This window comes from Psychrobacter sp. JB385 (assembly GCF_900163785.1).
GTDB lineage: Bacteria > Pseudomonadota > Gammaproteobacteria > Pseudomonadales > Moraxellaceae > Psychrobacter.
In genome coordinates this window covers 733,842-746,650 of record NZ_FUKN01000013.1, presented here as the reverse complement: position 1 = coordinate 746,650, position 12,809 = coordinate 733,842, and the positions used below count along the sequence as shown (strand labels likewise).

Sequence of the window (12,809 nt, the reverse complement as noted above, 5' to 3'; positions counted from 1 at the left end):
AACCGCTTATCCCATTGATAACATAACACAATAAAAGGAATGAATGATGATGACACTTTATGGTTATTTTCGTAGCAGCACGTCTTATCGTACGCGTATCGCCATGAACTTAAAAGGATTGGATTATAACTATATCGCCGTCAATCTGGCGCAAGACGAGCAACTAGAGGCCGCTTTTCAATCTATCAACCCTCAAGGATTGGTGCCTGTCTTACAAGCGGATGACTTACTCCTGTATCAAAGCCCCGCAATCTTGGAGTGGTTGGAGGACGTCTATCCTGACACTCCATTATTGCCCAAGGATGCGGCTGGTCGTATGCAGGTACGAGCGCTAAGTGCGATGATTGGTTGTGACATTCACCCGCTCAATAATCGCCGTGTCCTACAGTATCTGCGTAATGAGTTATCAGTAGATGAAGAGGCAGTGCTGGCATGGTGCGGTCGCTGGATGAAAGAAGGGTTCGACGCATTAGAAAAACGCTTAGCCGATGACAAAACGCGCCGAAAATTCTGCTACGGCAACCACCCTACTTTTGCAGATTGCTATTTGATTCCGCAGGTGTCTTCTGCTCGACGCTTCAGGGTAGACCTGAGCGCCTACCCCAATATTGTCGAAATTGACACGCATTGTCGCACGCTACAAGCGTTTGTGGACGCTGACCCTATGATGCAGCCTGATGCGCCAAAAAATCAGTAAAAACGAGCAGTTAAAACCAAAAAAAGTTCTATACATTCGTTTAAATGAGTGTATAGTGAAATTAGCTTGACTGAGATATTGTTTAGTTAATCTGTATTATCAGCGTCACCACACCCAACAGTCTTATTCATTAAAGTTTCTTTACAAGGATGTTTATGAAACATACTACCAAGGCGCTAATAGCAGCCATGACGCTTTGCGTGAGCGCAAGTGCCGTTGCCTCAAGTCACCGTGAAGCCCCCTCCATCACTAAAACCCCAAAAGTCGATGCCTCTGACTTTTATATGTTTAATAGCTACGAAAATAATCGGGCAGATTACGTCACGATTATTGCCAATTATCTACCGCTTCAAGATGCCTACGGTGGACCCAATTATTTTGCCCTAGACCCAGATGCACTCTATGAGATTCACATCGATAACAACGGTGACGCGGTCGAAGACATCACTTTTCAATTTGATTTTACGCAGAACTTAAACAGTATTGAGATTGACTCCGATGGCAATCCATCAACGCCAAATGTTGCCATTCCTTTATCTAATGCAGGCGACGCCTCAAATTCTGCTAATGTACAAACCAACGAGAGCTATAATGTCACGATGGTCAAAGGCGATCGCCGTAGTGGCACGCGTACGTCGTTAGGCAACTTTAACAAACCATTTGATTATATCGGCACCAAGTCTTTTGCCGATTATCCCACCTATGCCAAAAGTTTTATCAAGACGCTGAATTTGGGTAGCTGTGGACAAGGTAAAGTCTTTGTCGGTCAACGTGCTGAAGGGTTTGCCATCGATTTGGGTAGAGTATTTGACTTGGTTAACCTAAACCCACTAGGCGCACGCGATAGCGGTAACAACGTGCTAGCAGATAAGAACGTCACGTCGATTGCGATGGAAGTACCGAAGGCTTGTCTGGTCAACGCTACCAGCAAAGACCCTGTGATTGGTGCTTGGACTACAGCGAGTGTCCGTCAGGCCACCCTCGTAAATCCTTCGCCAGCTTCTGGTATCAGTACCACAGCCAAAAAAGGCGGCGCATGGACTCAGGTTTCAAGACTGGGTATGCCATTGGTCAACGAAGTCGTGATTGGACTAAAAGACAAGGACAAGTTTAATGCCTCAGAACCAAAAGACGATGTGGCAAAATTTGCGCCTTATGTCTTTTATCCAACGCTTCCAGCACTGATTCAGACCTTGTATCCGAGTGCACCAGCACCAACGAACTTCCCGCGTCAAGATTTGGTGACGGCATTTTTGACAGGCGTTCCAACAGTCAATAAACCTGCCAATCCTAATATGGTACCAGCCGATATGCTGCGTTTGAATACCAGCATAGCTGCTGTCTCGGCCGCCAACCAAAATGATTTGGGTGTCATCAGTATCATTCCTGGTCAAAATGACGGTCGTCCTAATGCAAATGCCAAAGACGTTGCAGGGTTTCCAAATGGCAGGCGTCCTGGTGATGACGTCACCGATATTGCATTAAGAGTCTCTATGGGTGCGCTATGTCATGCTGGCCTACCACCTGCTGTTACTTGTGTCCCAGCCGATGCCAAAGCTGGTAAGGCGCTGTTCACTGATGGTGCCCTCAAACCCGCTACTGAGTTTGACTCAGTGTTTCCTTATCTAACAACGCCTAATCCAGGTAGCCGATAAGCTGACTCTAACCCAAGGAGAAATACTATGCGCTATATAATATTAGCCGTATTGATCACTGGATCAGCAGCGCTTTCTGGTTGTTTCAGTGATAACGATAATAACAGCTCATCGAAGCCAGTGAAGGACGATGTTGCGTTAGACCAAGCAAAAGCCAAAGTGGCAGTTGAGAGAACGTCCGATGTGATTGACGCCAGTAATAATGTCGACAGTGATGAGCCTCAAGACATTGACCGAATCATACTGCCTGAAGCAAATCTGGCAGAACCTGTTGTGGTCGCAAATGCCAATGCCTCACTGTAATATCACGTGAGATAAATCCAGCACCTAGTCAGCCTACTGATTGGGTGCTTCTTTATATTCTGAGTGAGATAATTTATGCGTTGGATTAAGTTTCCTATCGAACTGTTATTATTCGTCATTATCAGTAGCCAGCTTGTTCATGCCGCCTCTTTTGTCCCTACAAACGACCAACAAATTCTCGAAACCTTACCTGATGACTCACCACCACCACGCTATTTAAGTGCCGCTGATTTTGTGTCTAAAACGGATGCAAGCAACTTAGAAGACACTGGTCAACTATTAGAGCGTGCCTACTTACAAGGCGATCCACGTGCATTAGGACAAGCGCGCGCGCAGCTAGATCAGACAACCAATCAAAGCACAGAAACCCTGATGCTAAAAGCCCGAGCGCTGCAATCTGATCACAAATTTACTGAAGCCAAAGCGCTACTACAACAGATACTCAGCCAAGACCCAGCGCATCCAGATGCCATACTAACACTCTCTTCACTACTGGTTGCTCAAGGTCAGTTTACAGAAGCGCTGAGCTACTGCGAAAAGCTTGACGATCCTGCCTTACGTGTTTATCAATTGGCCTGTAGCGCTCAAATACAGAGCATGACCGGACAGCTCACACCTGTCAAACAGACTCTCAGCGGATTGGCCGCCGTTGCGCCCGGACTGGATCCATCAACGGCACGCTGGATTTATCTGATTCAGGCGGATGCGGCCTTACGTAGCCAAGACGCCACCCTTTCTAAGCAAGTATTTGAAGCGATGGATGATCAAACAGTACCTGCGCTGATGGCGCGCGCTGATTGGTTATTGAGTATTGGTCAATACGAACAAGTTCGTGAGTTGCTGCAAGACCATACGGATAAAGACGCCCTACTACTACGTCTCATTGAGGCTCAAATGAAGCTTGGCGATCCAAAAGCCAAGCAAAACTTAGCTTTGATGAAAGAGCGCATTGAGGTGTGGCAAATACGTCAAGAAAACGCTCACATGCGCGAACAAGCCAGTTATGCCTTGCTTGCCAATCAGATTGAAGACGCCCTAAAACTGGCTCAAGAGAACTGGCAACAGCAGCGCGAAACTGCTGATATCGTACTCTATGCGACAGCAGCGCTCAAAGCCAATAGCAAAAAAGACATCGAGATTGTACGGCAGTTTATAGCAGATACTCAGTTCGAGTATCCAGCACTAGAGCGTGATCTGCGCTTAGGTAAAATTAGCGATTGTTTGCATTGCCAAGCCATCCATGATCAAAACGCCTCGCAAATGGCGCGAACCGCCAACAGTCCGACCGACACGTCAGGTGAGCAAACTCAAAACAAGGAGGAGGCTTTATGAGTGCGCTTAGTGGATTTATTTGTCGTCATGCCTACCGTTACTTGATGCTGCTAGTCTTACTACTGACTGGCACCTTAGCACAAGCCCATGAGGCCAGTACCGCCTACCTGAATCTCAGTAAGGCCAACTCTGAAGAGACAACAGGCATTATATATAATGCTGAATATGAGTTGTCACTTCGCGACTTAGCATTGCTAATAGATATCGATCCAAACCGAGATCAACAAGTCAGCTGGGCGGAAGTAAAGTCACAAGCGCCACTCATAGAGCAGTTGATAACGACCAAGGTAAAATTGGACAATGCAGCAAAAACCTGTCAAGTAGCCAGTTTTGAACCGCTCGCCATCAATACACGTAGCGGCTTTAATTACTTGTACACCAATTTTAAGCTCAATTGTGAACAGCCAATTGATAACCTCGATTATCAAATTTTGGCAGGTGTTGATGCCAATCATCGCTTGATTATGACGCAAGCGGATGCAGGTGCAGCGCTACAAGTACTTGCCGTTGGTCAAAGTCCTTTGGGTTCAGAAGCAAATGCAGGCTTGCTATCTATAGCAACAAACTTTCTCAAAAGCGGCATACATCATTTACTGATTGGCTGGGATCATTTGCTGTTCTTATTTGTTTTGCTCATTCCTGCAGTTTATATGCGCAAACAAAAACAATTGGTTGCTGTCTCCAACCCAAAAGCAGCTTTACTTGAGGTTTTTTGGATTGCGACTTCCTTTACCCTTGCGCATTCCATTACATTAAGTTTGGCCGCACTACAAATTGTCAGCATCCCTGCTTGGTTGATTGAGTCTGTGATTGCGCTATCTATTGCCTTTGCCGCCTTGAATAACGTGATACCAATGCTACGGGTACGCGCCATCTACTTGGCCTTCTTTTTTGGACTGATTCATGGTTTTGGTTTTGCCAATGTATTGGTCGATTTGCCACTTGCGACCAGCGAGCGTGTATTGGCATTATTGAGCTTCAATGTCGGCATTGAGTTGGGACAACTGTTCTTTATTATTTTAGTGTTTCCTCTAGCCCTGTTATTGCGCCACACACAATTTTATAAGTACGTTATATTTTACGTAGGCTCACTGATCAGTATTTTGGTGGCACTATGGTGGTTTTTTGAGCGTGCTTTTTAAAGTCAATGAAATGCGCTATAAAAAGGTGGGGCTAGCTTTTAACCACCTTTTATGGTGTTAAAGATATTTGAAGCTAAGGTCTTTCATAAACCAGTGACATCGGTACAATGCCATCTACTACCATACCATTATGTATAAGCGGGTTAAGTTGCCCTGCTCTTACCTGTGTGGTGGCGATGGCATCGATGATTGGACTGGTTGATGATTCAAGTACTTGCACCTTGGTAATATGGCCTTCTTTATCGACATGCAACTTTAATAGGACGATAAACACATCACCCAAACTTGTATTAATGTTGCGCCATACAAGCGCTGGTACACTGGTTATGGGTTCTTGCTTCTCCATCCAGCTCCCATCATTTGCCAAAAACGTGGTTTCCTCATCCTGTTTATCAACGCTATCTTCTGAATCGGTTTCATCATTGTTTTGGTCTTCGGCTTGAGCAGCGGCTAATGCGAGCATCTTAATAACTGCTTCATTGGCAGCTTGTATGCGCCATTGCTCTTGCTCCATAAGCTGTCTGTTGGCTTGATTTTTGGCGGCTCGCTGCTGAATGGTTTGCTCACGATTGAACTGGGCTGTCACGGCGCGAATCATGGCAGATAGGTCATCCTCGGTTTCTTCTTCGTCAGACCTGCTCACTATTTTTCTGGATTCTACTATCGTCAATTTCTGCTCTGATGGCAGGTTTTTAGGCTCGTTCTCAACATCAGTGTCTTGTTCAATGATTGCTTTGCCCGACGTCTGATTTTTTATCTGCGTTGTTTGCTGATTTGTATGAGTTTGAAGCGATTCGGGTGGCTCTGTTTTTGGCGCTGGCAGCGGTTTGGCCGTTTCAGTCCTTTCTATGGCAATAATGGGCTGGATATTGGGCTGTGCAGGATGTTTTGCTGTAGGCTGAGTCGTAGGCGCAGGCTTAGTCGGCGATGGTTTAGTCAATGATGGTGTCTTATCAGCGGCGGAGGCCAATGTTATCAATTCTAAATGAATAACCTTGGGGCTGTTTTTGATGACAATAGGCGGCGGACTATCGACAGATACCATTGCCCACGCGATGACACCATGCAGTGCGATAACAAGAATGGTGACCCAAGTAGTGGCAGGACGAGTAAAGAAAGCTGGTATCATAATAACTATTAGAATACGCTTAAAAAACAAACTTTTATACGATTTTATTTAGTCATTTGGTAGATAAAACTTGAGTGATTAATCTTCTTATTTTATCTATACCCACTCTATTCAGATGATAGTGTCACCCATAAAAAAGCAAGACAGCCCGTGTCTTGCTTTTTTGTTTTGTTAGTTAGCGTCATACTTGGTCTGGCTTTTTTCGTTAATCGAAATGGAAGCCTGCACCAATCGAAGCACCAGCATTACCTTGTGTATCTGCGGTACCATTTATCTTCATGACCCAACGACCATCATTGGACAGTTTGGAGAAGCCGATAGCAACAGCGCTTTCTCCATTATAAGTACCAACACCGCCTCCAATCATCGATTTACCAGGGAGATAGGCTTGTGGTAGCGCCGACATTGCCATGGCTGCTGAGATACCAGCGTTGGCATCGTCTTCGACCTCGTTGATCTTATATCCTAACTGGTTCATGTTGTCACCAAGTTGTCTACTAACCGCATCTAATTGACCGAAGTTAACCGCGTCTCTAGGTGCCATACCATCCGCAACATTGGTAATTTTGTTGCTAGCAGCATCGATACCGCTTGCCGTCATACTAGGTCCATTAGCAATGGTAACCCCATTGTTATTCACCGTGGTATTGCCTGTTTTGATACTATCTACGGTGATGTTACTGTTGAGATCAAACTTGATAGCACTACCTTGTGCTGTGGTCGTGATGTTATTACCGCCAGTGAACTTCAGAACACTACCATCACCGACAGGTTTGTTAATATTAGCGCCACTATCTGCACCAAAATTAAGTCCTGTATCAAGCCTATCTGTATTGGCTTTGATGTTAGTGGTGTTGGTTGTGATGTTTCTGGTATTCGTCGCGATATTGTTTGTGTTCGTGGTGATATTGGTCGTATTAGTGGCGATATTGGTTGTATTGGCTTGCACATTTTCGTTAATTTCAACTGTGCCTTGTCTAATAGAAGCAATCGCACCATCAATACTGCCTTTACCCGTTCCACCAATATCACTATTGGTAAAAGTACCGTTTTCAGCGTTATAAACCGTGTTGCCACCGATGATACTGCTGACACCACTGCCTTGAGCATAGAGCTGGCTACCATTGATAGCGTCTTGGCTCGTTGCTGTTACTTCACCGTTTTTGACATTGATGATTTTGTTATCAGCGGCATTAATACCACTTTTAGTGATACTTGGACCACCCGCAATCGTGAGACCATTGCTATTGATTGTCGTATCGCCAGCTGTGACACTAACCACATTGATGTCTGGGTTCAAATCAAAGCTGATATCATTAGCACCAGCCGCCGCGGCTACACCTGAGCCAGCACTAGACCCAGCGCCATTACTGGCTAAAGTTCTAGACACTTTGATGTTACCGTCTCTACTATTAAGATCAACAGCAGTGCCTTGTTTTACCTGAGTCGCAACATCGCCTTGAGCTCTGATACCCCAACCTTGATCCAAGACAGTAGCAACCTCCTTTAATTGCTCGACGTTTACAGCATCAGTATTTAGTACACCTTTGCCAACATTGCGGATCGTGTTGCCGCCATTATCAAGACCAAAGCTGCTTAGTGCAACCGTTCTACCTGAGCCATTATCAACAAAGGTGAAACCATTATTGTTCATGATGCTATTGCCTATTTGAATACTACCCTCTTGTCCTAGATCCAACTGATTGTTAAGCTTCACTTGGACACCAGTCGCAGAAGCAACCGTAGTGATATTGCTGTCTCCTGTCACATTGATAGTATCGCCTAATGCAAATTGCTGATCATTGTCACTATTACCATCACCAATCTTGATGCCTTTAGCCACTTCATTATTGGTGACTGTGAGCTGTGCGAAGTTGACAGCGTCACTTGGTGCAATACCTTCACCAACCTTGATAATTCTATTATTGCCATTATCAAGACCTTCATTGCTTAGCGTCACGGTTTGATTGGGTCCATCAGTGATAGTGACACCTGCGTTGTTGAGCACGGTGTTTTCCATTCTGACACTACCTGCTCTGCCAAGCACCACATCTTCAGCCAATTTTACGTTTAGTCTGCCATCTTCATCAGCCACGACACCGATGTTGTTATCTGTTAAGGTTGTCGCACCTCCTTGAATCGTTAACGTTTGACCTAACTTACGGTTGACGATTACTGCAGTATCGTCTCCAGTAAAGTCGAGTCCCAAGTCAACGGTACTGTTGGTTGCCTTCAACTGTCTAACATTGACACCATCGGTATCATCTGCGCCATCAGCCACATTGGTGATGCGATTGCCGCCATTGCTCAGACCGCTTTGGCTGAGTCTGACACTGCTACCACCAAGGAAGCTGACACCTTCTGTATTTAGCAAGGTATCGCCTGCGGTGACGGTGGTGAAAGACACGTCTGGTGCCGTGGCCACTTTGATACCACCATCCTCAGCGGTTAAGACGATGTTGTCACCTGTGAGGAAGTTGGCACTATTGTCGGTGCGGTTTAGGGTTTTGACATCCGCCCCATCGATCTGGGTGACCACACTTTGCATGGCGCTGTCCGCTTTGACTAAGCTTGCTTTACTGGCGTCACTTAAGTCCACTGCGTAGTCCGTCAGGTTGGTTGCGCCATCTTTGGCACCTTGTGTGACGGTGACGGCTGATGAGCCAGCTGAGGCGCTGGTGCCATCGGCATTGATAGTGTAGACGTCTTGTCCTGTAACGCTGTCGGTTGAGAAGTCAACACTGGCGACATTGGTGCCGCTCAGTACTTTGGTACGCGCTGCTGCCGAGGCATTGGTGAGTTGACTGACGTTGACGGCATCTTTTGCTTGTACGCCATTGGCGACGTTGACTACTTTTTTATTGCCCGCGTTGACACCACCCGATTTGGTCACGCTTGGTCCATTTAAGATGGTGAGACCATCATTGGTTAAGGCGGCACTGGTTGGGTTGAAGGGGTTAAGGCCGGTGACGCTAACCCCTGCACCACTGACGCTGGTGACGCCACCTGTAAGAAGCCCCCCTGTGACGATGCCTAGGCGGTTGACGCTGGTGCCACTGGCAAGGTTGCCTGTGCTGACACTACCGTTGTTGCCAAGGTCAAGGTTGTTGTTAAGTTGCACTTCTACTTTACCGTTGTTCACTCGCGTGCCGATATTGTTGTTAGCGCCAACTATTTCAACCGCTTGTCCTAGGGGTTTTTGTACGGTATTACCATCGGCCGCTTTTAGGCCAAAGCCTAAATTGGTGACGCCAGTAATCGCTGTGTTGACATCACCGATGTTGGCAGCGTTAGACACCGTTGTACCGCCACTTGCTACGCCTTGAATCTGTTGGTTGTTGGCGTTAATATCGGTTGCGGTGAATGTTGGACCACCTGTAATGCTCAAACCATTGGTGTTGAGTAGGCTGTTGCCTGCGGTGACACTGGTGAAAGACACGTCTGGTGCCGTGGCCACTTTGATACCACCATCCTCAGCGGTTAAGACGATGTTGTCACCTGTGAGGAAGTTGGCACTATTGTCGGTGCGGTTTAGGGTTTTGACATCCGCCCCATCGATCTGGGTGACCACGCTTTGCATGGCGCTGTCCGCTTTGACTAAGCTTGCTTTACTGGCGTCACTTAAGTCCACTGCGTAGTCCGTCAGGTTGGTTGCGCCATCTTTGGCACCTTGCGTGACGGTGACGGCTGATGAGCCAGCTGAGGCGCTGGTGCCATCGGCATTGATAGTGTAGACGTCTTGTCCTGTAACGCTGTCGGTTGAGAAGTCAACACTGGCGACATTGGTGCCGCTCAGTACTTTGGTACGCGCTGCTGCCGAGGCATTGGTGAGTTGACTGACGTTGACGGCATCTTTTGCTTGTACGCCATTGGCGACGTTGACTACTTTTTTATTGCCCGCGTTGACACCACCCGATTTGGTCACGCTTGGTCCATTTAAGATGGTGAGACCATCATTGGTTAAGGCGGCACTGGTTGGGTTGAAGGGGTTAAGGCCGGTGACGCTAACCCCTGCACCACTGACGCTGGTGACGCCACCTGTAAGAAGCCCCCCTGTGACGATGCCTAGGCGGTTGACGCTGGTGCCACTGGCAAGGTTGCCTGTGCTGACACTACCGTTGTTGCCAAGGTCAAGGTTGTTGTTAAGTTGCACTTCTACTTTACCGTTGTTCACTCGCGTGCCGATATTGTTGTTAGCGCCGACTATTTCAACCGCTTGTCCTAGGGGTTTTTGTACGGTATTACCATCGGCCGCTTTTAGGCCAAAGCCTAAAGTGGTGACGCCAGTAATCGCTGTGTTGACATCACCGATGTTGGCAGCGTTAGACACCGTTGTACCGCCACTTGCTACGCCTTGAATCTGTTGGTTGTTGGCGTTAATATCGGTTGCGGTGAATGTTGGACCACCGGTGATGCTCAAACCATTGGTGTTAAGTAGGCTGTTGCCTGCGGTGACGCTATCTAGCCCGGTCAAATCTTTTGCTAATTTGACGGTTAAGGTGTCATTACCGTCAGCAACCACACCGATATTGTTACCACTGGAGAGTTTTGTGGCATCAGTTTCACCGCCTTTCACCAGTAATTTTTCGCCAAGCTTACGATTGACGTTGGTACCACTATCACCGCCAAAATCTATACCTTGGTTTAGCGTACCGTTGATGCCATTTTGGAGACCAACCAATTGAGCGACGTTGATAGCATCACTGTCATTGGTACCTGCAGCAACGTTTACAATCTGACGATTACCACCTTGTGCACCTGTACCCACTGATACAGCGCCCAGTGCCACACTTCTCGTTGCGATAATGGCATTTTCATCAATGGTCAAAGTCCCTGCTGGTACAAATCCAGTCGCCCCACCTGCCACATTAGCAACAGATCTCGACCCTAGAGCCACACCGTCTTGAACATCAGACTTAGCGCCTGCGCCAAGCGCTAACGATCCTTGTTTGGTAGCAGAGGCTGCCATACCAAAGGCTGAGGAGGCGGTACCTTCCGAGCTAGCATGTACGCCAACAGCGGTAGATAAATCACCTTTAGATAAGGCTTTTACACCCATTGCAATAGACGCAGCCCCACCCGATTCTGTATTGACATCATACCGATTGGGTTCGACAAGGTTTTTGCCTGCATAGCTATTGAAGGCCGTATTGACGGTGCCGCCATTCAATGTAGCACTGGCTGAGTTGCTTCCGATATTTGTTTTTGAAGCGTCATCTAGATCATCACCGCCAAGTGCGATAGATGAGTGACCTTTTGAGACCACATTGGCACCGATCGCAATGGATTGTTGCCCGCTTGCTGTTGTGTTTTGGCCACTTTGACCACTGCCAATGGCAATCGCTTGTCCACCAGCAGCCGTTGCATTGCCACCCATGGCCATTGCATTTGGTCCGGTTGCCCCATCGTTATTGCTATTGCCAGTCGCAGTTGAGTTGACACTATAGTATTTGGTTTTGTTGGTGGCAATGCTAGTGGCTAACTGATTGACGTTGACCGCATCATTACCAGCCACACCGTTAGCGACGCCTGAGATGACTTTGTTACCAGCATTGATGCCAGTCGCGGAAATCACAACGCCATTGTTAAAACTTGCACTGTTTAAACCCGTCAAATCCTTTGCTAACTTGATAGTCAAAGTATTGGTGCCATTAGACACCACACCGATATTGTTACCGCTGGTTAGTTTTGAGGCATTAGTTTCGCCGCCTTTAATATTCAGCGTATCGCCTTGGTTCCGTATAATCGTTCCACCAGTATCACCAGCAAATTTCAGTCCAAAACCATTGTTACCGTTGTTGCCATCTTCATTGTGACCATACCCGTTACCGTTACCATGAGTTTCGTGGCCATACCCATTACCGTTGCCATGGGTGTCATGACCATTACCTTGGCTTTGATGACCAGTGATATTGATGAGATTGGAGTAACTGACCTCAGCATTTGTCTGTACGACAAAGCCAGCGGCTAACAGCGCAAGTCCTATTGTACTCAAGCGTAATGTATTGATAGAAGATAGGTTAGAAGTGGTATTGATAGTAGCGTTAGAACTAACGCTTGATTTGGAAGATTTGCCATGTGCCTTGGCATATTCACCGACGGCCGTAAAGCAGTTTAAGGCTTCGTTCCATATCACCTTGTAGATGCGGTTCATAATATGTACTCCCCTATAGAATTGTCAGATTTGAAAAAATCAGAGATACAATCTATGTTGCAGAGAGTTGATATCGCAGAATAAAACGGTTTATGAGCTGGTAATGGGACATCCTTTTCACTATGTTACTGGTATTGAGGTAAAAGACGTTTTGTCTTGCGATATTTTTATCACTCTCTATATATTAGTATTAACGAATATATAGAGAGTGACAACGCAGCTGGTCAGACGCTTACCACCATCAATCTATTATATTCACATAAAAGAATATAAGCCTCTATCCATTGTCCGCCCATACCAAATTATGCGCGTTTATCAGAATTTCTATTTTTAAGCCAAAAAAAGCGCAGGTATACAGACGTCATAAACATCTGATACGTGCGCTTTTGTTCTTTTC

7 protein-coding genes are annotated in these 12,809 nt (G+C 46.6%); 5 read left to right on the top strand and 2 right to left on the bottom strand.

The genetic code is table 11. The features are described 5' to 3' along the window. The first annotated feature begins 49 nt into the window (after positions 1-49). From maiA to CZ794_RS10350, 5 genes are all read left to right on the top strand, one after another. On the top strand, positions 50-697 hold the full coding sequence (maiA, locus tag CZ794_RS10370) for a maleylacetoacetate isomerase (protein WP_201513022.1): 648 nt from the start codon (positions 50-52) through the stop codon (positions 695-697). Between the two features lie 155 nt (positions 698-852). Continuing rightward, positions 853-2,352, top strand: coding sequence for a DUF4331 domain-containing protein (locus tag CZ794_RS10365; RefSeq protein ID WP_087041512.1), 1,500 nt, complete (start codon positions 853-855; stop codon positions 2,350-2,352). Positions 2,353-2,379: 27 nt separating this feature from the next. Continuing rightward, on the top strand, positions 2,380-2,655 hold the full coding sequence (locus CZ794_RS10360; RefSeq protein ID WP_087041511.1) for a hypothetical protein: 276 nt from the start codon (positions 2,380-2,382) through the stop codon (positions 2,653-2,655). 75 nt (positions 2,656-2,730) lie between these two features. Further along, positions 2,731-3,987, top strand: coding sequence for a lipopolysaccharide assembly protein LapB (locus CZ794_RS10355; RefSeq protein ID WP_087041510.1), 1,257 nt, complete (start codon positions 2,731-2,733; stop codon positions 3,985-3,987). After that, positions 3,984-5,129: a HupE/UreJ family protein gene (locus tag CZ794_RS10350; protein ID WP_087041509.1), complete on the top strand. Its 1,146-nt coding sequence runs from the start codon at positions 3,984-3,986 to the stop codon at positions 5,127-5,129. Before CZ794_RS10355 ends, CZ794_RS10350 begins: the two co-directional genes overlap by 4 nt. Positions 5,130-5,202: 73 nt before the next feature. Here CZ794_RS10350 and CZ794_RS10345 read toward each other — a convergent pair whose 3' ends face one another. Beyond that, complete coding sequence (locus CZ794_RS10345) at positions 5,203-6,258, bottom strand: energy transducer TonB (RefSeq protein WP_087041508.1); 1,056 nt, start codon at positions 6,256-6,258, stop codon at positions 5,203-5,205. A gap of 205 nt (positions 6,259-6,463) precedes the next feature. After that, on the bottom strand, positions 6,464-12,412 hold the full coding sequence (locus CZ794_RS10340; RefSeq protein WP_087041507.1) for a YadA-like family protein: 5,949 nt from the start codon (positions 12,410-12,412) through the stop codon (positions 6,464-6,466). Between the last annotated feature and the right edge of the window lie 397 nt (positions 12,413-12,809).

What these genes read in the sequence shown, in the direction of transcription:
- maiA (WP_201513022.1), top strand. Translation starts at nt 50, where the DNA reads ATGACACTTTATGGTTATTTTCGTAGCAGCACGTCTTATCGTACGCGT.
- CZ794_RS10340 (WP_087041507.1), bottom strand. Translation starts at nt 12,412, where the DNA reads ATGAACCGCATCTACAAGGTGATATGGAACGAAGCCTTAAACTGCTTT.
- CZ794_RS10355 (WP_087041510.1), top strand. Translation starts at nt 2,731, where the DNA reads ATGCGTTGGATTAAGTTTCCTATCGAACTGTTATTATTCGTCATTATC.
- CZ794_RS10365 (WP_087041512.1), top strand. Translation starts at nt 853, where the DNA reads ATGAAACATACTACCAAGGCGCTAATAGCAGCCATGACGCTTTGCGTG.
- CZ794_RS10345 (WP_087041508.1), bottom strand. Translation starts at nt 6,258, where the DNA reads ATGATACCAGCTTTCTTTACTCGTCCTGCCACTACTTGGGTCACCATT.
- CZ794_RS10360 (WP_087041511.1), top strand. Translation starts at nt 2,380, where the DNA reads ATGCGCTATATAATATTAGCCGTATTGATCACTGGATCAGCAGCGCTT.
- CZ794_RS10350 (WP_087041509.1), top strand. Translation starts at nt 3,984, where the DNA reads ATGAGTGCGCTTAGTGGATTTATTTGTCGTCATGCCTACCGTTACTTG.